Annotated in this window: 24 protein-coding genes; 16 read left to right on the top strand and 8 right to left on the bottom strand. The window is 69.7% G+C overall.

The window, feature by feature from the left end:
* Positions 1–48 precede the first annotated feature (48 nt).
* The 6 genes from AB5S17_RS09365 (at position 49) to AB5S17_RS09390 (ending at position 5816) form a co-directional block, all read left to right on the top strand.
* Positions 49–1719, top strand: a complete 1671-nt coding sequence (locus AB5S17_RS09365) for a thiamine pyrophosphate-dependent enzyme (RefSeq protein WP_369238546.1) — start codon at positions 49–51, stop codon at positions 1717–1719.
* Positions 1720–1909: 190 nt separating this feature from the next.
* Positions 1910–2098, top strand: a complete 189-nt coding sequence (locus tag AB5S17_RS09370) for a hypothetical protein (protein WP_369238548.1) — start codon at positions 1910–1912, stop codon at positions 2096–2098.
* A gap of 23 nt (positions 2099–2121) precedes the next feature.
* Positions 2122–2775, top strand: a complete 654-nt coding sequence (locus AB5S17_RS09375) for a DUF2161 domain-containing phosphodiesterase (protein ID WP_369238550.1) — start codon at positions 2122–2124, stop codon at positions 2773–2775.
* A gap of 206 nt (positions 2776–2981) precedes the next feature.
* Positions 2982–4127 carry a mechanosensitive ion channel family protein gene (locus tag AB5S17_RS09380; RefSeq protein WP_369238552.1) on the top strand — a complete coding sequence of 382 codons (1146 nt, stop codon included), beginning with the start codon at positions 2982–2984 and terminating at the stop codon, positions 4125–4127.
* A 92-nt stretch (positions 4128–4219) separates the two neighbouring features.
* Positions 4220–4369, top strand: a complete 150-nt coding sequence (locus tag AB5S17_RS09385) for a hypothetical protein (protein WP_369238554.1) — start codon at positions 4220–4222, stop codon at positions 4367–4369.
* A 130-nt stretch (positions 4370–4499) separates the two neighbouring features.
* The gene (locus tag AB5S17_RS09390; protein WP_369238556.1) at positions 4500–5816 is read left to right on the top strand and encodes an extensin family protein; all 1317 of its coding nucleotides are present in this window, start codon (positions 4500–4502) and stop codon (positions 5814–5816) included.
* Between the two features lie 21 nt (positions 5817–5837).
* On the opposite strand, the gene AB5S17_RS09395 is transcribed toward AB5S17_RS09390, so the two are convergent.
* Positions 5838–6275 (bottom strand): hypothetical protein, encoded by a 438-nt coding sequence (locus tag AB5S17_RS09395; RefSeq protein WP_369238558.1) that lies wholly within the window; start codon positions 6273–6275, stop codon positions 5838–5840.
* On the opposite strand from AB5S17_RS09395, the gene AB5S17_RS09400 reads away from it, so the two are divergent.
* From AB5S17_RS09400 to AB5S17_RS09410, 3 genes are all read left to right on the top strand, one after another.
* Complete coding sequence (locus AB5S17_RS09400) at positions 6268–7293, top strand: chemotaxis protein CheB (RefSeq protein ID WP_369238560.1); 1026 nt, start codon at positions 6268–6270, stop codon at positions 7291–7293. The two genes, AB5S17_RS09395 and AB5S17_RS09400, sit on opposite strands and share 8 nt — an antisense overlap.
* 130 nt (positions 7294–7423) lie before the next feature.
* On the top strand, positions 7424–10963 hold the full coding sequence (locus AB5S17_RS09405; protein WP_369238562.1) for a CheR family methyltransferase: 3540 nt from the start codon (positions 7424–7426) through the stop codon (positions 10961–10963).
* Positions 10960–11331, top strand: coding sequence for a response regulator (locus tag AB5S17_RS09410; protein ID WP_369238564.1), 372 nt, complete (start codon positions 10960–10962; stop codon positions 11329–11331). The genes AB5S17_RS09405 and AB5S17_RS09410 overlap by 4 nt, the downstream gene beginning before the upstream one ends.
* 12 nt (positions 11332–11343) lie before the next feature.
* Here AB5S17_RS09410 and AB5S17_RS09415 read toward each other — a convergent pair whose 3' ends face one another.
* Positions 11344–12705: a sensor histidine kinase gene (locus AB5S17_RS09415; RefSeq protein WP_369238566.1), complete on the bottom strand. Its 1362-nt coding sequence runs from the start codon at positions 12703–12705 to the stop codon at positions 11344–11346.
* Positions 12692–13369 carry a response regulator transcription factor gene (locus tag AB5S17_RS09420; RefSeq protein ID WP_369238568.1) on the bottom strand — a complete coding sequence of 226 codons (678 nt, stop codon included), beginning with the start codon at positions 13367–13369 and terminating at the stop codon, positions 12692–12694. The genes AB5S17_RS09415 and AB5S17_RS09420 overlap by 14 nt, the downstream gene beginning before the upstream one ends.
* 251 nt (positions 13370–13620) lie before the next feature.
* Between AB5S17_RS09420 and AB5S17_RS09425 the strand changes: the two genes are divergently transcribed.
* Both AB5S17_RS09425 and AB5S17_RS09430 read left to right on the top strand, forming a co-directional pair.
* On the top strand, positions 13621–14328 hold the full coding sequence (locus AB5S17_RS09425; protein ID WP_369238570.1) for a manganese catalase family protein: 708 nt from the start codon (positions 13621–13623) through the stop codon (positions 14326–14328).
* An 81-nt stretch (positions 14329–14409) separates the two neighbouring features.
* Positions 14410–14871: a hypothetical protein gene (locus AB5S17_RS09430; RefSeq protein WP_369238572.1), complete on the top strand. Its 462-nt coding sequence runs from the start codon at positions 14410–14412 to the stop codon at positions 14869–14871.
* Positions 14872–14904: 33 nt separating this feature from the next.
* Here AB5S17_RS09430 and AB5S17_RS09435 read toward each other — a convergent pair whose 3' ends face one another.
* Positions 14905–15381, bottom strand: coding sequence for a MarR family winged helix-turn-helix transcriptional regulator (locus AB5S17_RS09435; protein ID WP_369239084.1), 477 nt, complete (start codon positions 15379–15381; stop codon positions 14905–14907).
* A gap of 307 nt (positions 15382–15688) precedes the next feature.
* On the opposite strand from AB5S17_RS09435, the gene AB5S17_RS09440 reads away from it, so the two are divergent.
* The 3 genes from AB5S17_RS09440 to AB5S17_RS09450 all read left to right on the top strand — a co-directional run bounded on the left by AB5S17_RS09440 (position 15689) and on the right by AB5S17_RS09450 (position 17686).
* Entirely contained in the window at positions 15689–16411 is a 723-nt protein-coding gene (locus tag AB5S17_RS09440) for a DUF899 domain-containing protein (RefSeq protein WP_369238574.1), read from the top strand.
* Between the two features lie 54 nt (positions 16412–16465).
* A complete protein-coding gene (locus tag AB5S17_RS09445) occupies positions 16466–17236 on the top strand; it encodes a VOC family protein (protein ID WP_369238576.1) in 771 nt (256 codons plus the stop codon).
* Between the two features lie 198 nt (positions 17237–17434).
* Entirely contained in the window at positions 17435–17686 is a 252-nt protein-coding gene (locus AB5S17_RS09450) for a SemiSWEET family sugar transporter (protein WP_369238578.1), read from the top strand.
* Between the two features lie 13 nt (positions 17687–17699).
* On the opposite strand, the gene AB5S17_RS09455 is transcribed toward AB5S17_RS09450, so the two are convergent.
* Entirely contained in the window at positions 17700–17927 is a 228-nt protein-coding gene (locus AB5S17_RS09455) for a YrhK family protein (protein ID WP_369238580.1), read from the bottom strand.
* 225 nt (positions 17928–18152) lie between these two features.
* Positions 18153–18554 carry an acyl-CoA thioesterase gene (locus tag AB5S17_RS09460; RefSeq protein WP_369238582.1) on the bottom strand — a complete coding sequence of 134 codons (402 nt, stop codon included), beginning with the start codon at positions 18552–18554 and terminating at the stop codon, positions 18153–18155.
* Between the two features lie 212 nt (positions 18555–18766).
* Here AB5S17_RS09460 and AB5S17_RS09465 point away from each other — a divergent pair, with 212 nt between their 5' ends.
* Positions 18767–19744 carry an NAD(P)/FAD-dependent oxidoreductase gene (locus tag AB5S17_RS09465; RefSeq protein ID WP_369238584.1) on the top strand — a complete coding sequence of 326 codons (978 nt, stop codon included), beginning with the start codon at positions 18767–18769 and terminating at the stop codon, positions 19742–19744.
* 2 nt (positions 19745–19746) lie between these two features.
* Here AB5S17_RS09465 and AB5S17_RS09470 read toward each other — a convergent pair whose 3' ends face one another.
* Both AB5S17_RS09470 and AB5S17_RS09475 read right to left on the bottom strand, forming a co-directional pair.
* Positions 19747–20661: a DMT family transporter gene (locus tag AB5S17_RS09470; RefSeq protein WP_369239086.1), complete on the bottom strand. Its 915-nt coding sequence runs from the start codon at positions 20659–20661 to the stop codon at positions 19747–19749.
* Between the two features lie 185 nt (positions 20662–20846).
* Complete coding sequence (locus AB5S17_RS09475; protein ID WP_369238586.1) at positions 20847–21371, bottom strand: DUF1499 domain-containing protein; 525 nt, start codon at positions 21369–21371, stop codon at positions 20847–20849.
* A 251-nt stretch (positions 21372–21622) separates the two neighbouring features.
* Between AB5S17_RS09475 and AB5S17_RS09480 the strand changes: the two genes are divergently transcribed.
* The gene (locus tag AB5S17_RS09480; protein ID WP_369238588.1) at positions 21623–22663 is read left to right on the top strand and encodes a mechanosensitive ion channel family protein; all 1041 of its coding nucleotides are present in this window, start codon (positions 21623–21625) and stop codon (positions 22661–22663) included.
* Positions 22664–22723: the final 60 nt, after the last annotated feature.

The raw sequence follows: 22723 nt of genomic DNA on the forward strand, positions 1-22723 counted from the left end.
CTCGTCGCGGCGCCGACAGCCCGTCACCGGATATCTCGAAAGTTCCGCATGACCTTACCTCCGAAGCCTCGCACCGGCGGTCGCATCCTGGTCGATCAGCTCCTGGCGCAGGGTGCCGACACCGCTTTCTGCGTTCCCGGCGAGAGCTATCTCGCCGTGCTCGACGCGCTCCATGACAGCCGCGAGGCGATCCGGCTGGTCAATGCGCGGCACGAGGCCGGCGCCGCGAACATGGCCGAAGCCTATGGCAAGCTGACGGGACGACCGGGCCTCTGCTTCGTCACCCGCGGTCCCGGCGCCTGTCACGCTGCGGTCGGCGTCCACACCGCCTTCCAGGATTCGACGCCGATGATCCTGTTCGTCGGCCAGGTCGGCCGGGACATGCGCGATCGGGAAGCCTTCCAGGAGATCGACTACCGCCAGATGTTCGGCCCGGTCGCGAAATGGGCGGCCGAGATCGACAGCGCCGCGCGCATTCCCGAATATGTCGCCCGGGCCTATCGCACGGCCATGTCCGGCCGGCCGGGACCGGTGGTGCTGGCGCTGCCCGAGGACATGCTGACCGAGACGGCAGACGTTCCCGATGCACCGCATGTCGGACCGGTGGCGGGCAATCTGTCGGCTGCCGACGCCGATGCGATCCGCGCCGTGCTGGAGACGGCGAAGAAGCCGCTGATGCTCGTCGGCGGCAGCGGCTGGAGCGACGAGGCGGCGCGCGGCATCACCGCCTTCGCCGAGGCGAATGGCCTGCCGGTCGCCTGCTCCTTCCGCCGCCAGGACGTCGTCTCGTCGCGCTCGCCAGCCTTCGTCGGCGATTTCGGGACCTCCGGCCTGCCGAGCCTCGTGAAGCGCATGGCGGAGGTGGACGTGCTCTTCGTCGCGGGCGCACGGCTCGGCGAGATGACCACCAAGGGCTACACGACACTTGACGCTCCGGGGCCGAAGCCGCGGGTGATCCATGTCCATGCCGGAGCCGACGAGATCGGCCGCGTGTTCCAGCCGGAACTCGGCCTCAACGCCTCGTCGGCGCATCTCGCAGAAACCCTTGCCGAGGCCCGCTGGTTCGACGGCGCCCGCTGGCAGGACTGGCGCGGCGAACTGCGCGCGGCGTTCCAGGCGGACCAGGAGCCGCAGGGGGAGGCGGGGCCGCTCGACCTGTCCGCTGCCTTCGCCGCCCTGCGCGAGACGCTCGGCGAAGATGCGATCGTCACCGTCGATGCGGGCAACCACACCGGCTGGCCTCAGCGCTATCTCGCCTATGGCCGGCCCGGCCGCCAGCTCGGCTCGACCGCCGGCGCAATGGGCTACGCCGTGCCCGCCGCGGTCGCCGCGGCGATCCGCCATCCCGAGCGCACCGTCATCGGCTGCGTCGGCGACGGCGGCTTCCAGATGAGCGGCATGGAGATCGCGACGGCCGTGCAATACGGCGCGCGGCCGATCGTCTTCGTCTTCGCCAACGGCATCTACGGCACGATCCGCATGCATCAGGAGCGGGAATATCCGGGGCGCGTCGTCGGGACGGATCTCGTCAATCCCGACTTCCGGGCGCTCGGCGCGGCGCTCGGCGCGCATGCGGAGCGGGTGACGACGACGGCGGAGTTCATGCCGGCCTTTGAACGCGCGCTAGCCGCGAAGAAAGCGGCGGTGATCGAACTCGTCACCGATCCGGCCCGCATCTCGACCCGCTCGGCGCTCCCCGGCGCGAAATCCGCGTCCTGACGGCCGAGAGCGAAGAAGAAGCCGGCCGCCGGGTTCGGCTTCGAGATATTCAGGAACGCATCGCCCACCGAGATTGGCGAGCTCCGGCAAGCGGCGCTCGTGCCGTCGCAGCCTTATTCGCCTACGACGATGTTGCCGACCGGTGACGGACGGATTACAGGCGATCATATCTCCCGTGTGAAGGTTCGAAATGTCCGAAAAGCCGAAGCGCTACGTCGCGCTGGAAACCGCCCATGGCAAGTCCGTCATGATCATCCCGCTGATGGTCACCCACATTACGGCGCGCGGCGCCAGCGAGGCCGACGTCTTCTTCGTCGGCGGGGCCTCGGTCGCCATCAGGGGGACGGCCGAGGACGTGGCGGCGCAGATCTTCGGCTGAGGCCTCGGGCCGTCCGCCCCCGCATGCGCGAGACCTCGCTCTACGGGCCGGTCAAGCAGTTCCTCGAAGGGCTCGGGCTCGCCGTGAAGGGCGAGATCGGCGGCTGCGACCTCGTCGCGCTGAACGGCGGCGATCCGCCGGTCGTGGTGATCTGCGAGCTGAAGCTCTCCTTCAACCTCGAACTCGTGCTGCAGGCGGTCGATCGCGCGAGCGCCTGCGACGAGGTCTGGCTGGCGGCGAAGCTGTCGCGCGGCGGCAAGGGCCGCGAGGCGGACAAGCGCTTTCGCAATCTCTGCCGGCGCCTCGGCTTCGGCCTGATCGGCGTCGCCGAGGACGAGACGGTTCACCTTCTTTTGAGCCCGGCCGCGCCGGCGCCGCGCCGCGACCCGCGGCGGCGCTCGCGGCTGGTCGACGAGCACAGGCGGCGGCGCGGGGATCCGGCTCTCGGCGGCGGGTCGCGTGCGCCGATCATGACGGCTTACCGCCAGGATGCGCTCGCCTGCGCCAGGGCGATGGCGGCCGGGCCGAAGCGCCCGCGCGACCTCGCTCCGGTTGCCCCAAAGGCCGCGGCGATCCTGCAGCGCAATGTCTACGGCTGGTTCGAACGGGTGGAGCGGGGCCTCTACAGTCTGACGCCGGCCGGCCGGGAAGCCCTCCTGCGCTGGCCGCAGGGCTGAACCGGCCGGCGCTGCGGCACGCCGTCATCGCCGGGCGTTCCGACCTGCGGCTTCTCGTTCGTCGGCGCCGCAATTCCTGACCCGCCGACCCGTACCATCCCGCTCCGCCGCCTTCTCCGCTGCACGTTGCGACCTATCCTCCCGCGCTGCGGGGGGAATGGACATGCCGGCCGGCCAATCTGGCGGCATGAGGCAACGGGGAACGCATGCTTCCGGTGGACAATCTCTTCGCGCAGGTCGGAACCACGCTCGGCTGGCTGCCGCATCCTGTCGCGGGGCTGCTCTTGATCGCGCTCGCGATCGGCATCGCCCTCGGCCTGCACTGGATCGCGGTGCGCGTCGTGCGGCGGACGATGAAGCGCTCGCAGGAATACTGGCGCAACATTCTCCTGCGCACCCGCGGGCCGAGCCGTCTCGCCTTCCTGATCATCTTCATCGGGGCGGCGGTCAGCGCGGCGCCGTTCCGGGTGAGCACCAAGCTGGTCTTCACCCACATCCTGCTCGTCGCCTTCATCGGACTGCTCGGCTGGATCGCCATGCGCACGCTGCAGATCGCGGCGGACGTCTATCTCCGGCGCTTCCGGCTCGACGTCGAGGACAATCTCCTCGCCCGCAAGCACGTGACGCAGATCCGCATCCTGCTGCGGGCCTCCACCGTCCTCCTGTTCATCCTGACGGCGGCGGCGATCCTGATGACGTTCCAGAGCGTGCGCCAGTACGGCGTCTCGCTCCTTGCCGCCGGCGGCGCGGCTGGCATCGTCGTCGGCCTCGCGGCGCAGCCGGTGCTGTCGAACCTCCTCGCCGGCATCCAGATCGCCATCACCCAGCCGATCCGGCTGGAGGACGCGGTGGTGGTCGAGGGTGAATGGGGCTGGGTCGAGGAGATCACCATGACCTACGTCGTGGTGCGCCTGTGGGACTGGCGGCGGCTGGTCCTGCCGATCCGCTACTTCATCGAGAAGCCGTTCCAGAACTGGACGCGGCAGACCGGCGCGATCATCGGAACGGTGCTCCTGCAGCTCGACTACACCGCCCCCGTCGCGGCGATCCGCGAGAAGGCGGAGGAATTCGCCGCCGCCTCGCCGCTCTGGGACAAGCAGGTGATCAACGTGCAGGTTTCGGATGCGCATTCGGAGACGATCGAGGTCCGCATCCTCGCCTCGGCCAGCACCTCGCCGCGCACCTGGGACCTGCGCTGCGAGATCCGCGAAAAGCTGATCGCCTGGCTGCAGGCCGAGCATCCCGCCTGCCTGCCGCGCCGGCGCATGGAGTTCTCCGGCCAGTCCGGCGGCGACGCCGAGAGCCTGCCGACGGTGCGCGTCGCCTCGGCCGGGCAGATGGCGGCGGAGTAGCCGGGCAGGGCACGGCGCCGGGCGGCGCGGCCCCCACGTCGGAACCGCTTGCCGCGCGGGCGCGTCTTCCTGTGAGACAGGGAGAGCGAGACATGGCCGATACCAAACGGGAAGCCGATGCCGAAGTGAGCCCCATGGAGGCGCAGGACACGCATCAGCCGGGCCGCAAGCCGGGCAAGCAGCAGGACATGCCGGATGAGGAGGGGAAGCGGACGAAGCCGACGCCCGACGACAAGGGCTGAGGGGTTCGATGCTTCGCCCCGGCGCCAGCGGTCTGCCTCTGATCATCCTGCCGCGATTCACCTCCCGCTAACCAACTGCGCCTAGCCTCTCCGCATCCCGCTCGAGAGCGGGGGGACGAAAGGCCACGGCATGGTGTTGCGTTCGAGAGCCGGGCCGTTCGGCATGCTCGCCGTCGCCGCTCTGGCGGCGGCGGGCCATCCGGGGCGGGCCGAGGCGCAGGATTGGGGCAGGTCGGCTGCGCGCGCCGCCGGCGGAACGCTGGTATGGGGCGGACGCATGCCGCAGCCCGGCGACGGCTACGTCCCGAGCGTTCCCGACCCGGCCGCTCCGCCGCAGGCGCGGGTCTCGCCCGCGCCGGCGAACGACGGCGCGCCGGATCGCAGCGCCGTACCTCCGCAGGATCTCTCCCCGGCAGACCAGGACGCGCCTGCCGAAGCGCTGACGGAGCCGCCAATGCCCGCCGCGGCCGTTGACGCCGGATCCTCGGGGCAGGGCGCGCTGCCGGATGAGACGGACGCGGCGCCGCAGCCTGATCCGCCCGCCGCCTCGCCCGGCTGGTCCCTGCAGGACGATCTTCTCGGCCATCGCGCGCGGCGTCGCGGCACCGGTGCACCGCTCAGCGAGGCCGCGCCGACAGCCACGCCGCCGCCGCTCGCGGCGCCGATTTCCATCGGCCCGGATGTCGTCGCGACCGGCGAGAGCGTGACGGAAGACGGCGAGGACGATCCCTGGGCCGGACTGAAGCAGGTGACGCCCGGCGCCGTCCCGCAGCCACCCGTTTCGCGACCCCGAACCACCACGCGTCTTGCCTCGCTGGAGCCGCCGGACGGGCCCTCCGCCGGCGCCGATGCGCTTCCGGGCCGGGGGGAGCTGGAAGCCGAGACGCCGGACGGCTACCAGCCGATGCCGCGGGCCGAGGCGCTCTGCCGCGCCGCCCTGCGGAAGCTGAATGTGACGTTCGTCGACATCTCGCCGATCGGCAGGGGGCGCAGCTGCGGCATCGAGCACCCGGTCAAGGTGCTGGCCTTCGCCGGCGACGTCGCGGTGAAGCCGGCCGCGATCCTCAACTGCCCGGCCGCGGCGCGCATCTCGCAATGGGTGGAGAACGAGGTGAAGCCGGCGGCGCGCTGGAAGCTCTGGGAGCGGCCGGTGGCGCTCCTCAACGCCTCCTCCTATCGCTGCTCGCGCATCGCCGGCACGCGCACGATCTCGGAACATGCCAGCGGCAACGCCCTCGACGTGCGCGGCTTCGTCTTTGCCGACGGCAGCACGTTCGACGTCGAGAAAAAGGGCTTCTTCTCCTTCCGCGAAAAGAGCTTCCAACGGGCGATCCGCACCGCCGGCTGCCGCTATTTCGGCACCGTGCTGGGCCCCGGCTACAACTACGATCACCGCAACCACCTGCATCTCGACGTCAAGCCGCGCCGGCGCGTGGTCTGCCGATAAGCCCCGCGGGCGAGGTTGCAGTCAGGCTCGGTCCTTCGCTTCGAGCCGGCGGATCGCCTCGCAGATCAGGCGCCGATGCTCGTGCCAGACGGCAAGGGTTTCCTGCAGCGTGTGGAGATAGCGTTCGGCGCTGGCCGTATCCTGCTCCTCCTGGCGGAGCCGCGCGATCAGCTCTGCCTGCCTGGCGATGCGACCTTCGCCCTCGCTGATGTCGCGGTCGGCCAGGGCGAGCCGCCGGCGCTCTTCCTGCAGCTCGTGATCGTCTCGCGGGGAGCGCGTGTTCATCGGCGCCTCGTCGCGCGCAAAGGGCACGGGTCCGGGCAGCATACACGCTTCCGATGCGCGGGCCACGCCGGCCCGCGACAATTCGTAGCCGGAGGCGGGCATCGGCAGGAACGTTGCCGGCGGACGGCTGGTTGAGTGTGAGGCTCGCAACTCCGGGAGAAGCGCCGTGACCAATCGGGACATCGTCGTCATCGGCGGTTCGTCCGGCGCTACCGCGCCGCTGAAGGACATCCTCGCCGCGCTGCCGGCAGACCTGCCGGCGGCCGTGTTCGTGGTCCTGCACATCCCGGCGCGCAGCCTCGGAATCCTCGCGACGGTCGCCGCAGCCGCGGCGCGTCTGCCGGTCCACGCCGCGGCCGACGGGATGAAGATCGAGCCCGGCAACATCTATCTCGGCGTGCCCGACCACCATCTTCTGATCGTGAACGGCCGAATCAAGCTGGGGCGAGGACCGCGCGAGAACATGGTGCGCCCGGCGATCGACGCGCTGTTCCGCTCCGCCGCGGCGAGCTACAGCTCGCGCGTCATCGGCGTCGTGCTCAGCGGCTTCCTCAACGACGGCGCCGCCGGGCTGAACGCCATCAAGCAGTGCGGCGGCCTCGCGCTGGTGCAGGATCCGACGGACGCCATCGCGGACGAGATGCCGCTCAGCGCCCAGCGTGCGGTCGCCGTGGACGCCATCGTGTCCGGCGCGCGCATGGGCGACATTCTCTCGCATCTCGTCGAGGAGACGGCGGGACCCTCGCGGCCCGTCCCGCCGGAGATCCGGCTCGAGATCGACATCGCCGCCGGCGAGCGCCTGGACAGCGAGCAGCTGCGCAGCCTCGCCGAGCCGGCGGCGCTGACCTGCCCGAGCTGCGGGGGCGTGCTGTCGGAGGTGCGGCATGCCGAGCCGATCCGCTTCCGCTGTCAGGTCGGCCACGGCTTCACCGCCGACGTCCTCGCCACCGAACAGGAGAATTCGGTCGACGAAGCGCTGCGGGTGGCGCTGCGGATCATCGAGGAGCGCGCCGAACTCGTCACCCGGATGGCCGAGGACGGGCGCAGGACCGGCCGCGCCGCGGTGGTCAAGATGTATGAGGAGCGGGCGCGGGAATACCGCGCCTATGCCGACACGATCCGACGGGTGGTCCTGCGGACCATGGCTCGCCCGGCCGGCGGAGGCGCAGACGACGTGACGGAGCAGGAATGACCGGCGGAGCCCGATGTGCCGGGCCGCGCCACAATCGGTTTCGGATTGCTTTTCAAGGGGCTTATCCCGCCTATACGAAGATGAGGAAGAGGAATCGTCCCACCGGGCTCGCATGGAGATGCTCTGAGCAATGACTGCACTGTTTGTCGCGGCCGCTGCATCCGCGGCCGCTACGCAATCGCTTGAGCTGTTCCTTCGGCAGCTCGTCCTGCGCGACGACATGGCGGTCGTCGTGGCGCTGCAGAATCGGGAGGCGCTGGACGAGGAGCGTTTCCGCCGCGTCCTTTCCGAGGCGGACCGTGCGCCGAGCCCCGTGCGTGACGGAGCGCCGATCGAGCCCGGCCACATCTACCTCTCGTCCCCGAATGCGCTGGTCACGGTCGAGAACGGCACGTTTCGGGTTCGGGACTCGCAGGAGGAGCCCGGCGAGCGGGGCACGATCGACAGCCTGCTCGTCTCTGTCGCCAAGGCGGAGGAGGGACATTCGATCGCCGTCCTTTTTGCCGGGATGGGCGGGGACGGCACGCTCGGCGTCACCGCGGTCAAGGAGGCGGGCGGCGTGACGCTCGCGGAAGCGACGGCGGACCTTGCGGAGCACGACCTGGCGGCCAGCAACCTGCCCTCGGCGATCGCCGACTTCCTGGTGCCGGCAGCCGAACTCGCCGGAACGGTCGACCGCCACGCCCAGACCTTCGCCGAGCAACGGCGCAAGCTGGAGACCTCCGAGGAGAGCGACCTGTCGGCGACGCTCTCGGCGGTCGCGACCGTCCTGCGGAACAAGACGGGACACGACTTCCACGGATACAAGCGCGGCACCTTCCTGCGGCGCATCCAGCGTCGCATGCAGGTCGTCCAGATGCCGGATCCGGCCGAATACCTGGAATTCCTGCGCGCCGACGGCGAGGAGGCGCAGAGCCTCTTCAACGACCTCCTGATCGGCGTCACGCAGTTCTTCCGCGACCGCAAGGAGTTCGAGTTCCTGGAGGCGAACGTCGTCCCGCGGCTCTTCGAGGGCAAGGCACGGGCCGACCAGCTGCGGGTCTGGGTGATCGGCTGCTCGACGGGGGAGGAGGCCTATTCGCTGGCGATCCTGCTGCGCGAGCACATGGCGACGCTGGACGAGGTTCCGCAGGTCCAGATCTTCGCCACCGACCTCGACGGCCGGGCGCTCGCCTCGGCCCGGGTCGGGCGCTACCCCGAGACGATCGCGCGCGACCTCTCGCCCGAGCGCCTCGCCCGCTGGTTCGTGAAGGAGGGCGCCACCTATTGCGTGGCAAAGGAGATCCGGGAGATGTGCATTTTCTCCCAGCACAGCGTCATCAAGGACGCGCCGTTCTCGCGGCTCGATCTCGTCTCCTGCCGCAATCTCCTGATCTATCTCGACGCCGACCTGCAGAGCCGGGTGATCCCGCTGTTCCACTTCGCGCTGAAGCCGGACGGCTATCTCTTCCTCGGCAATTCTGAGAACGTCTCGCGGCACACCAATCTCTTCGCACCGGTGGAAAGCCGGCTGCGCATCTTCCAGCGCCTCTCCACCGGCGTACGGGTCCTGCCGGACTTTCCCTTCACGCCGATCGACCGGCGTCTGGTCTCGCCGCCGGCGCAGAATCGCGCCCGGCCCCCCGAAGGCAACGTCGCGCGGGGCGCGGAACGGATCGCCGAGCGCTACGCGCCCGCCTATGTCGTCACCGACACCAGCCTCAACGTCCTGCACTTTTCCGGTCGCACCGGCCGTTATATCGATCCGGCGGGCGGGGCGGCGACGCTCAATCTCCTCAACCTCGTCCATCCGGACCTGCGCCTCGACCTGCGCGTCGCGCTGTCGCGGGCCCTCGAGGAGAACGAGACCGTGCAGGTGAGCGACCTGCGCATGGGCGTCAACGGACACCGCGTGTCGGTCGACGTCGTCATCGAGCCGGTGTCGGAAGGGCCGGCCTCGGCGCACTTCCTGGTCGTCCTGTTCAAGGAGGTGCCGGTCCCGCCGGAGCCGGCCGCCAGCGACAACGCGAACGGGTCGCAGCTGAAGGACCAGCGGGTCCAGCAGCTGGAGCGCGAACTGCGCACCACCAACGAGCGGCTGCAGGCGACGGTCGAGGAACTGGAGAGCACGAACGAGGAGCTGAAGTCCTCCAACGAGGAATACCAGTCGCTGAACGAGGAGCTGCAGAGCGCCAACGAGGAGCTGGAGACCTCCAAGGAAGAGCTGCAGTCGGTCAACGAGGAACTGACCACCGTCAACGGCGAGCTGGCGCACCGGGTGCAGGAGCTCGGCCGCGCCAACAGCGACCTGAAGAACCTCCTCGAAAGCACCCAGATCGCCACTGTGTTCCTCGACAACCAGCTGCGGGTGATGAACTACACCCCCGCGGTGACGGAGCTGTTCCATCTGGTCGAGACCGACCTCGGCCGGCCGATCAGCCACATCAAGTCGCGGATCGCCTACGAGGAACTGCAGGACGACGTGCGGCGCGTCCTGCGCACGCTCGGCAGCGTCGACCGCGAGATCGCCAGCTCGACCACCGGCAACCGCTACATCGTCCGGGTGCTGCCCTATCGCAGCGTCGACAATTTCATCGGCGGTGCGGTGATCACCTTCACCAACACGACGCCGCTGACGCGCGCGCAGGAGGCCCTGCGCGACAGCGAGAAGCGGCTGCGGCTGCTGATGGAAGGCATCCCGCAGCTGGTCTGGCGATCCGGCGACAACGGCCACTGGACCTGGTCGAGCCCGCAATGGATGCGCTTCACCGGCCAGACCGAGGCGCAGAGCCTTGGCCTCGGCTGGCTCGACGCCGTGCATCCGGAGGACCGCGACCGCTTTCTCGAAGCCTGGTCGCGCGCCGGGGAGAAGGGCGCTCTCGACGTCGAGCACCGCGTGCTGCGCGCCTCCGACGGCGCCTGGGTCTGGCATCATTCCCGTTCGATGCCGGTGCGTTCCGAGCCGACGCCGGACGATCCCGAGGGGCGCATCCTCGAATGGCTCGGCACGACGACCGACGTGCAGGAGCTGAAGCAGCTGCAGGAGAGCCAGGCGGTCCTCGTCACCGAACTGCAGCATCGCACGCGCAACCTGATCGGGGTCGTGCGCTCGCTGTCCGACCGGACGCTGAAGAGCAGCGAGTCGATGGACGACTTCAAGGTGCGGTTCAACGACCGTCTGGCGGCGCTGTCGCGCGTCCAGGGCCTGCTGTCCCGCTCCGAGCAGGAGCCGATCACCATCGGCGCGCTGGTGCAACTCGAGCTCGACGCGCTCGGGGCGGAAATCGACGGCGACCGGGTGAAGGTCGAGGGGCCGGACGTCGTGCTGCGCAGCCGCATTGTGCAGACCTTCGCGCTCGCCCTGCACGAACTGGCGACGAACGCCCGCAAATACGGCGCGCTGTCGGGCCCGCGCGGGCGCCTTGCGGTGCTCTGGCGGACCGAGCAGGCCGACGGCGCCGGAACACTACTCCGGCTCGAATGGCTGGAAAGCGGCATCACCCATGGCAGCGCCCTCCGCGACGGGGACGGCGCGGAAATGATCGGCGGCTATGGACGGGAACTCATCGAGAAGGCTCTGCCTTACTCATTGGGAGCCGAGACGGGCTTTCAGTTCAGTGAGACGGGTCTGACATGCACGATCAACTTGCCGCTTTCTGGGCTGCGAGGCGAACAACGAGACGAACCATGAACCGAGGAGGACAGGCACCGAGCCTCGAAGGCCGCCGCATGCTGGTCGTCGAGGACGAGTACATGCTGGCCGACGACATGGCGCTGGACTTCAAGTGCTTCGGCGCCGAGATCTCGGGGCCGGTCCCCACGATCGCCGAGGCGCGGGCGCTGCTGGACGATGATGGTCCCATCGACGGAGCCGTGCTCGACATCAACCTCAACGGGGAGATGGTCTACGAGTTCGCCGATCTTCTGAACGAGCGGGGCATCCCCTTCCTCTTCGCCACCGGTTACGATCGCCATTCGCTGCCCGGACGGTTCAAGGGCACGCTGGTCTGCGAAAAGCCCGTCGACGCGGCGCAACTCGCCGCCGGGCTCTTCGCCTGAGGCAGGCGGCCGCTACGTCGCCGCCGGGCAGTCGATCGCGATGCTGCAGCCGCGCTCGCTCGGCTGGATCGACACGGCGAAGCCGTGCAGGTGGGCGATCGCCGCGACGAGGCTGAGGCCCAGCCCGTGGCCGGGAGCGTCGCGCGCCCGCGAGCGGTGGAAGCGCCGGAAGACCGCTTCCCGCTCGCCCGGATCGATGCCCGGCCCGTCGTCGCTGACCAGCACCCGCAGCCCGGATGGCGTCTCCGCCAGCTCGGCGCGAACCGAGCCGCCGGCGGGCGTGAACTTCACCGCGTTGTCGAGGAGATTGGCGAGCGCCTCCATGAGAAGGTCGGGGTCGCCCCGCACGATGCGATCCGGCGCGATCCGTTCCGACAGGGCGACGCCCTTGCTCTCGGCGATCGGCTGGTAGAGCTCGACCGCGGTCCGAAGGACGCTGCCGAGGTCGACCGGCTCGAAATTGCCCCGCCGCACGCCCTGCTCGATGGCCCGGATGCGCAACAGGGCGCCGATCACGTGCAGCGCCTGATCGATGTCGGAGATCGCGCCGTCGACGAGGAGGCGAACGTCTTCCGGGCTCGAAACGGCGTCGCCGCCGCGCTCGAGCTTGGCGCGCAGGCGCGTCAGCGGCGTGCGCAACTCGTGGGCGATGTCGTCGCCGACCCCGCGCAGCTCCGCCATCAGCGTCTCGATCCGGCCGAGCATCTGGTTCACCCCGGCCGAGATCAGGTCGAACTCGTCCTCGCCGCCGCGGACCGGCAGCCGCGCCTTCAGTCCGCCATCCGTGATCTCGTCGAGATGAAACCGGAACCGCCGCACACGCGCCTGGCCGCGGCGCGCGAGGACGATGCCGCCGAGGACAGCCAGCGCCGCTGCCGGCAAAATGCTCAGCATGAGCGCGCGCCAGACCAGATGCTGGATCATCTGGTAGAAGTCGAGGTCGCGCCCGATGACGAGGAGATCGCCGCCAGCCGTGCGGCAGGCGACGGCCTCCGCCTCGTCCGGCGCAACCCCCGCCGGATCGGCGCGGCGCAGCGTCACGCGATGCGGGCCGGTTCCGGCGCGAAGCTCCGGCGGCGGCGTGAGGATGTTGCCCATGGTCGGCCGCCCGTCCCGGTCGAACAGGCCGATGAAGCCGGTCCGGTGCAGGTCGCCGTTCACCCGGTCGCCGATCGCGTCCGCCAGCCGGTCCGCGGAGAGCCGCGACAGGGCTGCGCAGTCCTCGGACAGCTCCCGCCCGAGGTCGGCCTGCCCCGCACTCACCGTCTGCCACCAGAACAGGGCGGAGAGGAGGATCGCCTGCAGGGCCAGCGCGGCCGCAATGCCCGCGCTCCAGCGGATGGTGATCTTGTCCAGGACGTCAGCCCGGCGCATCGATGCGGTAGCCCTGGCCGCGCACGCTGCGGATCAGCGGCGTCTCGTCGTCGAGATCGACCTTGTGGCGCAGCTTGCCCATGTGGACGTCGACGACGTTGCTCCGCGGCTCGAAGCGGTAGCCCCACACGTCCTGCAGCAGCATCGAGCGCGTGACGACGCGGCCGCCGCGGCGGACGAGATATTCCAGCAGCTGGAATTCGCGCGGCAGAAGCTCGAGCGCGCGCTCGCCGCGAAAGGCGGTGCGCCGCAGGAGATCGAGCTCGATCGGGCCGAGGCGCAGGGCCGTCTCGCCCGCGCCGAGGGGCCGCCGCAACAGCGCCTCCAGCCGCGCCACCAGTTCGACCAGCGCGAACGGCTTGCAGAGATAGTCGTCGCCACCGATGTCGAGGCCCCTGACGCGCTCGCCGAGGTCGGACAGGGCGCTGAGGACGAGGACGGGCGTGCGGTCGCCGTTTTCGCGTAGCCGGCGGACCACTTCCAGCCCGTCGATGTCCGGCAGCATCCGGTCGAGGATGATGGCGTTCCACGAGCCCGCGGAGGCCGCCGCGAGCGCGGTCCGGCCGAAGCGCTCATGCTGCAGCCGGTGCCCGGCCCGCCGCAGCTCCAGCGCGATCTCCTCGGCCGTGCCGGCGTCATCCTCGATCAGCAGAACCTGCGACATCGCCCGCCAACTCCCTCCGTTTTGCCGGCACCTGAAAGTATATCGCCGGCAAACGATCCCGCGGACTGGGTAAATCCGTCGTGATTACTGAAATTGCCTTCATGATATGAAGCAGTCTTTAGCGTCGTCAACGTTGCATGCTGCAGCATCGACGCCAGAATGAACCGTGGTCCTTTGACTTTCTCTTTGCGAGCCGAGCGCGGCGCAGGGAAGTGCAAAGCCGATATCGCCAAGATCAAAGGAGACGCGGCGTGTTCATCCACAAGAAAGAGATCATGGTTCCCGTGGATATCAAGGAGCCGGATCCGCATTTCGGGCAGTACCTGCTCGAGCAGTTCGGCGGTGCAACCGGGGAACTGACGGCGGCGCTGCAGTATTTCACGCAGGCCCAGCACACCGACGACCCGCAGCTGCGGGACATGCTGCTCGACATCGCGACCGAGGAGTTCAGCCATCTGGAGGTCGTCGCCCATCTGATCGAGGCGCACACCAAGGGCGCGCAGCAGGCGAAGGCGTTCGAGAGCACGCTGTTCTCGATCCGCGGCAAGGGACCGCACCTGCTCGACAGCCAGGGCCAGCACTGGACCGCCAGCTATGTCAACGAGGGCGCCAGCCCGGTGCGCGACCTGCGCGCCGACGTCGCGGCGGAAGCCGGGGCGCTCGCCACCTACGAGGCGCTGCTCGACAAGGCCACCGACGAGGGCTCGAAGAAAGCGCTGCATTTCCTGGCGACCCGCGAGGTCGCGCATACCCAGATGTTCATGGACGCGCTGAAGGCGATGAACAAGCTGGACGAGCCGAACTTCGGCAACTTCAAGCCGGACGACACGGTCGACCTCTATTTCAACCTGTCCTCGACCGGCAATCCCTCCGACGACAAGCCGGCGCCCTGGATCGAGAACTCCTCGTTCAAATACATCGCGGATCCCGAGAACGCGAAGCATCCGCGCCAGAAGTAGCCGGACCGCCGCAACGGGCCGGCCGCGGGCGCGAAAGGGCGCGGCGGCCGGCCGATTTTTCCCGGCTCGACGGAGACCTTCATGGCCGACGCCTTCACACTCCACCGGCGCAACCTGCTCAAGGCGGGCGCGATCGGCTCGCTCGCCGCCGTGGCGACGAAATCCTCCGCACTCGCGGCCACCATGCCGGAAGGGCTCGGCAGCGACGCTGCCGCGCTCGCGGCCTGGATCCGCACCAGCCCCGACGGGCGCATCCTGATCAGCATCGGCCAGACGCAGGGCGGCCGCCGGCCCGGCGAGTGGCACACGGCGGGGACGATCGAAGCGCCCGCCGCGGCGGAGGCCGCCGCCCTTGCGCCGCGCCTGGCGCTGACCTCCTACGAGGCCCGGCGGGAGGCGCACGCCTATGCCCGCGACCTGCTGATGGCGGTCGCGGCGCGCGGCTGGAGCGTGCCGCATGGCGAATGCGTCACGCGCTGCGGGCGCATCCTGCACGAGGCGACGGGCCGCCAGATCCCATACCGGCTGTGGATGACGCTCTGAGCGGGCCGGCGCTTGAGGCCGGCGACATCGTCCCTAGCCGAGCGCCTTGAGGTCGTCCCGCAGGCGGTCGAGGTCGCGCCCTTCCAGTTCGGCGTCGATCGCCGCATGGGTGTCGCGCCAGACCGGCAGGGCGTCGGCCAGGCGCCGGCGCCCTTCCTGCGTCAGCGTCAGCAGGCGGCCGCGCCGGTCTCGCGGGTCGACGGCGACCGTCAGAAGACCCTGCCGCTCCAGCGGCTTGAGCGCCGCCGTCAGGGTCGTCCGGTCCATGGCGAGGACGTCGGCGACGGCGCCGAAGGGCGCCGGCTGCGGCCGGTTCAGCGCCATCAGCAGCGAGAACTGACCGTTGGTGAGGCCATGCGGCTTCAGCGCCCTGTCGAAGCGACGCGCCAGCGCCCGCGCCGCCCGCTGCGCATGAAGGCAGAGGCAGTGGTCGCGCACATGCAGCGTGGTCTCGTAGGGGACCGGCGATCCCGCATCATCCGCGCCGTCTCGCGTCTGGAGGAGGGGCAGGGGCCCGCCCGAAGTCTTCGGCTGAGTGGTCACCTCCCGGTCCGTCTCCTTTCCCCGTCGTCGGCAGGGGCGCAAGCCGCCGCTCTGCAACCAGCGCCGCCACGCGCCGTCCGCCGCGCCATACCCCCGCCTACGCGCCCGGCCGCCGCTCGGCAATGCGGTCTTTTCGTCGCCTCCCGCGGGCGCCGCCGCCGGAGCCGAAGCCTCTCGCCGCGGGAGGGGAGGCAGCCCCTTTACTTCCGACGGAAACGTTGATATCAACTTTTCCGTCCATTGAACATACGCTTCGGGGATCAGGGAGGTCGTCATGCCCGATCATGCGGTGGTGTCGCGGGAGGAATGGCTGGTCGCGCGCAGGGCGCTGCTGCAGCGGGAGCGGGAGGCGACGCATCTGCGCGATGCGGTCAATGCCGAACGCCTGGCGCTGCCCTGGGTGCGCGTCGACGTCGACTACCGATTCCAGACGCCGGACGGCGAAAAGACGCTCGGCGACCTGTTCGACGGGCGCAGCCAGCTGGTCGTCTATCACTTCATGCTCGGCCCCGGCTGGAAGGCCGGCTGTCCCGGCTGCTCGTTCCTCGCCGATCATCTGGGTGGGGCGCTCGTCCATCTGAACCACCACGACGTGACCCTGACGGCGGTGTCGCGCGCGCCGCTGGCCGAGATCGGCCGCTACAAGGAGCGGATGGGGTGGCAATTCCCCTGGGTCTCCTCCTTCGGGACGCGCTTCAACCGCGACTTCGGCGTCTCCTTCGATGCCGAGGACCATCTGAGCGGCAAGGTCCGCTACAACTATGCCGACCTGCCGGCCGGCGACGGCACGTCGGAGCTGCCTGGCCTCAGCGCCTTCTACCGCGACCCGGACGGCACGGTGTTCCACACCTATTCCAGCTATGCGCGCGGGCCGGAGGAACTGATCGGCACGCTGATGATCCTCGACCGCGCACCGCTCGGGCGCAACGAGACCTCGACCATGGATTTCGTGCGCCGCCACGACGAATACGACCGCCCCGCCGCCGCGGCGGAATAGCCGGGCCCCGGGCCTTCCAACGCTTTCGCTCATCGACGGAAGGAGATGGATCGCATGACCCCCACACCCGCCCAGTTCGTCTGGTACGAGCTGACGACGACGGATTCGGCAGCCGCCGGCGCATTCTACAACGGCGTTATCGGCTGGGAGCGCCGCGACTCCGGCATGCCCGGCGTCTCCTACACGCTGTTCTCCGCCGCCGGCCGCGATGTCGGCGGCATGATGGAGATCTCTGCGGAGATGCGCGACGCCGGCGTCTGCCCCGCCTGGACCGGCTATGTCCATGTCGACGACGTCGACCGCGCCGCGGAAAGTTTCCGGTCGCATGGTGGCCATGTGCGGCGGGAGCCCGGCGATATTCCCGGCGTCGGCCGCTTTGCCGTCGTTGCCGACCCGCACGGCGCGGTCATCACACTCTTCAAGAGCGAGGGGCCGGGCGAGGGACCGCCGCCGCAGGGCACGATCGGGCACGTCGGCTGGCGCGAGCTCCTCGCAGGGGATCTGGACCAGGCCTTCGGCTTCTACAACAGCGAGTTCGGCTGGCAGAAGGGCGAGGCGGTCGATATGGGCGCCATGGGCGTCTACCAGCTCTTCACGGCCGGCGCCGACGCCATCGGCGGCATGATGACCAAGCCGGCCGCCGTCCCCGCGCCGTTCTGGCTCTACTACTTCCAGGTGGATGGGATCGACGCGGCGGCAGCCCGCGTCACCGCCGGCGGCGGGACGATCGCGAACGGCCCGCACCAGGTGCCGGGCGGCAGCTGGATCGTCCACTGCCGCGATCCCGAGGGCGTGATGTTCGCGCTGGTGGCCGCTGGCCGCTGATCCGCGCCGTCCGCAGCGACGGCGCGCGCGGCACGCTTCGGCCGCCTTGCTCCATGCTTGCGACGCGGCCGTCCTGGGCGCATCCACCCACTTCCCCGGCACCGGCTGTTGGCGTATGGAGAGAGCAAAGCGCGCCGTGCCGTTCCGGGGGGAGAGGGGCGGGCCGCTCACCGGCTCACTTTTCGGAACTGGCCCGACATGTCGCTCGAATGGGTCGGCGCGCTCGCCGCCGCCATGACCACGCTCTGCTGGCTCCCGCAGATCATGCAGCTCGCCAAGACCCGGCAGACCGCCGGCATCTCGCTAGCGACCAACGCCTTCCTTGCGGCGGGAATCGCGCTCTGGCTGATCTACGGCCTGTCGATCGGCTCGGCGCCGGTCATCGGGGCGAACGCACTGACGCTCGTCTTCATCCTCGTCATCGTCGGCTTCAAGCTGCGCTACCACTGACGCCCGTCGCCGGTCAGCTCCGCTGCGTCTTCTCCCGCCGCTCGTAGACGAACTTCACGAGTTCGCCGAGCGAGCCGATGAACATGCCGACCGAGCCGATGACGAAGAGCGAGACGGCGAGCGTGTACCAGGAATCGAAGGTCTTGAAGAACAGCACAGAGCCGACGACGAAGCAGAAATTGCCGAGCAGCCCCAGCCCGAGATGAATCCAGGAATAGTCGCGGACGAGGGTTTGCAGCATCGGGGCGGGGATCTCCTAAGGCGGGACACGGGAACGTTTGCTGGCTGCAAAGTCCCCCGGCGTCCGATGGAAAGCAGGGCGCTCTTCGGCTGCGTCAACCCATGGGCGGTCCAGGTGAGCGCCGTCGCCGGCTGCTGCAGACCGGCCCTGTCTGCCGCCTTCGCCGTCCGGCCGCCGCCCGCAGACCCACTGCGGGACGGCTTCCGCGCGGGTTCGCGAGCGGACTCAGTCGGCCGCCGTCTCCGCCGGCACCGCGGTCGGCCGTCCCTCGTCGTCGATCGCGACCATGACGAAGATCGCCTCCGTCACCTTCGCCCGATCCTGGCGCGCCTGCGGCTTCGCCCAGGCCTCGATCGAGAGGGTGATCGAGGTGCGACCGACCTTCTCGATCTTGGAATAGACGCAGAGCGTGTCGCCGATCTTCACCGGCCGCTTGAAGGTCAGCGCGTTCACCGCGACCGTGGCGACGCGGCCCCGTGCCCGCTCGGCGCCGCGGATGCCGGCCGCAAGGTCCATCTGCGACATGACCCAGCCGCCGAAGATGTCGCCGTTCGCATTGGCGTCGGCCGGCATGGCGGGGATCCGGACCGTGAGTTCGCCCTTCGGCTGCGCGTCGCTTTCGTCCATCTGCAACTCTCCGCAATCTGACATCGAGAGCCATATCAGACGCCTGCGGCTTTGGAAGCCGGCAGCCGCGCCTGTTGCGCCACGCGGGCATCGTGCTCGCCGGATGAGATCAATCGCGTAGCCTCGTCGAGGTTGGTTCGCCGTCGACATTCTTGCCCGGGGCGTCAGCCTGCGACTTTCCGGCGGCCGGCGCGTTGCCCCCGCGAAACCCGATGCAAAGGACGACCATGGACGACCGGACGACACTCGACTGCCTGGTGATCGGCGGCGGGCCCGTGGGACTGACTGCGGCGCTCTACCTCCAGCGCTTCCGCCGCTCGGTGCTGGTGGTCGATGCCGGCGCGAGCCGCGCGCGCTGGATCCCCGAGAGCCACAACATCCCGTTCTTCGCCCGCGGCATCGCCGGGCCCGAGATCCTGTCGCGCGAGCGCGAGCATGCGAGCCGCTACGGCGTGAGGACCCTCGCGGGAAACGTGACCGCGCTGGAGCGCACCGCCGACGGCTTTGCTGCGACCGTCGCGGCAGCGGATGGCGTGGCGGCGGATGGCGCGGCGGGAGACGCCGGGCCGCGCCGCATCCTTTCCCGCAAGATCCTGCTCGCGACCGGCGCGAGGGATGTCGAGCCGGATCTGCCGGACATTGCGAGCGCGGTGCATGACGGGCTGGTGCGCTACTGCCCGATCTGCGACGGCTATGAATCGATCGGCAAGCGGGTGGCGGTGATCGGGCGCGGCGACCGCGGCGTCGGCGAGGCGCTGTTCATCCGGCGCACCTATTGCCGGGACGTCACCCTCCTGTCGCTCGGCAGTCGGCTTGAGTTGAGCGACGACGATGCACGGGAGCTGCGCGAGCGGGGCGTGTCGGTCGTCACCGCGCCGGTCGCCCGGCTGGACCGCGACGAGGCGGGCGTCCGGGTGCTGCCGCGGGACGGGGAGGCGCTGAGCTTCGACATCCTCTACGCCGCTCTCGGCATCACCTATCGCTCCGACCTCGCCCTCGACCTCGGAGCCGCCTGCGACGACCGTAAGGCGCTGATCGTCGACGCGCATGCGCAGACGAGCGTCGAAGGGCTCTACGCGGCCGGCGACGTCGTGACGGGGCTCGACCAGATCGTTGTCGGCATGGGCCAGGCGGCGCTCGCCGCGACGCACATCCACAATCGCTGCGAACCGCGCACGCAGGACGAATAGGCTCAGCCGGTCGCGCGCCGCGGCGAGCTTGCGCGGTTCCTCTCCTTGGGCAGGATAAGCGGAACCAGTTCCACCGCCAGCATGGCCGCAAAGATCAGCGCGCAGCCGAGGAAGCCGATCGGGGCGATCCGCTCGCCGAGGACGAGGCCGCCGAACAGCGCCGCGAAGAGAGACTCCGAGGAGAGGAAGATCGAGGCCTGCGCGGCGCTGGTATGTCCCTGGCCGAGCACCTGCAGCGTGAAGGCAAGGCCGGAGGAGAAGACGCCGCCATAGACGATCTCGGGCCAGACCGCGGCGACGGCGGCGGCCGTCGGCGTTTCCAGGAGGACCGCGCCGATCGCGGCGAGGAGGGCGGTGACCGCGAACTGGACGAAGGAGAGCATGTAGGGGCGGTTGCTGGAGCCGGAGAAGACGCCGACGAAGAGGATCTGCAGCGCCCAGAACAGCGCGCAGACGATCGTCCAGATGTCGCCGGGGCCGAGCGCCGACAGGCTTCCGCCCCCGAGGAGCACGATGCCGCAGAAGGCCGCCAGCGCCGCCGGCCACACGACCCAGTGCGGCCGGTGCTTCAGGAACAGTAGGGCGAGCACAGGCGTCAGCACGACATAGAGCCCGGTCAGGAAGCCCGAATTCGTCACCGTCGTCGTCACGATGCCGATCTGCTGGGTGATCGCGGCGACGAACAGCGCGGCCCCGATCAGCAGGAAGCCGCCGAGCGTCGCGCGCGGGAGCGGCCTCGCGGCGCGGCGGCTCTCGAACCAGGCGAAGGGCAGGAGCGTCAGCGCCGCGAGCGCGAAGCGCACCGCGACGAAGGTCCAGGGACCGAGCGCGCCCATGGCGGTGGACTGTGCGACGAAGCCCATGCCCCAGACAGCACCGGCGAGGAGCAGGAGAAAGTTGGCGCGAAGACGGGACAGGAGAGTTCTCGGCGGCTGAGAGATCGGGAGGCGGATGAACCGGCAGCAGGGGCGTCGGCGGTCTGTCGAGCGCGTCCGCGGCGGGCCGGTGTCTGCGGTTCGTCCGGCTCGTAGCAGAGCAGCCGAGCGTCTGGCCAGAGCTGCCGTGCGTCAGGTCGCCGGCGAATGGCGGGCAGACCCCGTCGTCATCCGGACGGCGCTGGCTGACCGTCGCCGAGCCGCGCGATCCAGGCCTCGAGCCGCGCCCTGTTGGCGCCGAAGTCGCCCCGGCCGAGCAGCGAGCGGGAATAGAGGCGGAGCCCGGTGCCATCCGGCGAAGCGACGGCTTCGGCGTCGACGGTATCGGGAAATTGCAACAGTTTCGTGCGGGCGACGTAGCGGCGATAGTTCGGCCGCGACCGGTTGTCGACGCGGGCGACGTTCCCGTCGTGAAGCGCGGCGCGGTCGAGCCGGTACATCAGTGCGGCGGGCGCTGCGGAGTAGGCCGGAAGCGTCAGGTCCACCGTCAGCCCCCGGCAGAGGCCCGGCGAGCAGGCGAGGGCGTCGTTCGGCACGCTGCGGCGCGTCAGTGCAGCGAAGTCAACCGGCCCCTGGTCGGCGGGCCCGCCGATCCATTCCCAGACGCGGGAAGGTCCGATCACGAGGAAGCCGCCCGACACGATGGCGCCGGCGAGAACCAAGAGGACAAGGATTCGCAGAAGCGTTCGCATCGCCTAGCAATCGTCATCGTCGGGCTTCTCCGCAAGAGCCGGATGGCGCGCGAGCCACATCCGGGACAGGAGGCAAACGACCGGGGAGCGCATCCGTTGCGGGGAAGACCCCGGCGAGGCCGGCCCTGCGACCTCTTCGCGCCCCATCGTCGTCTCCCGCAACCAATTCTCCTCGCGTGGCATTCCCAAACGGCCGCGCCGGGGGAGCGGCGCAGCCTCGCTAAGTTCCGGACCGCAGCATCGGAGAGTTCATGGCTCAAGCATTCGCGCAAGGGGCAAAGCCGGCCCCCGGGGCGCCGCATACGGTCGACCAGGCGGTCAATCTGAATCCGGCCTACGCCCTGTCGAAGGTGGAGAGCTGGGTCGTCGGCTTTCAGAAGCTCCTGCCGAACATCGCCGTCGCCATCGTGGTCCTCGCGCTGATCTGCCTTGCCGGCTGGCTGGTGAACCGCGGCTTCCGCCGCTGGGCGAGACGCCGCAACCGCGACAATCTCGGCGAGGTGCTCGGCTCCTTCCTGCAGTGGATCATCATCCTCTTCGGCGTACTCGTCGCGCTGACGATCGTCATCCCCTCGCTCAACCCGGCCGATCTTCTCGCCGGCCTCGGCGTCGGGTCGGTGGCGATCGGCTTTGCCTTCAAGGACATCCTGCAGAACTGGCTGGCCGGCCTCCTGCTCCTGATCCGCCAGCCCTTCCATGTCGGGGACCAGATCGTCGTCAACGGCTATGAGGGGACGGTCGACTGGATCGAGACCCGCGCGACCATCATCACGACCTACGACCGCCGCCGGGTGATCATCCCGAATGCCGACGTCTATTCCAACGCCGTCACCGTCAACACCGCCCATACCGTGCGGCGCTCGCAATACGACATCGGCATCGGCTACGGCGACCGGATCGACCATGCGCGCGAGGCGATCCTTTCGGCGCTCGCCGAGACACCGGGCGTCGAGGCAGATCCGCAGGCGGAGGTGCTGGTCTCCGACCTCGCCGCCTCCTGGGTGACGCTGCGGGCGCGCTGGTGGACGAACTCCAAGCGCACCGACGTCGTCCACACCCAGGCCGCGGCGCTGGAGCGGATCAAGGCGGCGCTGGACGCGGCCGGCATCGACATGCCGTTCGAGACGCAGGTGCATCTCTTCCACGACCAGACCGAGGAGACCGACGGCATGCGCGGTCGCCAGCGCGAAGGCTGGCCGAAGCGGCCTCAAGGGGAGCAGCCCCGTCCGGCCCGCCTCGCCGACCGCAGCGACCAGGGCCGGATCGCGGAAGGTCGGTCGCCGGCTGCCTGAATTCTGAAGCGGCGTCCGGAACTGCCGGCAGGGCCGCCGGTTGCTGGCCAGCCAAGGAGG

It is taken from the genome of Jiella sp. M17.18 (genome assembly GCF_041027365.1).
GTDB lineage: Bacteria > Pseudomonadota > Alphaproteobacteria > Rhizobiales > Rhizobiaceae > VKMB-3413.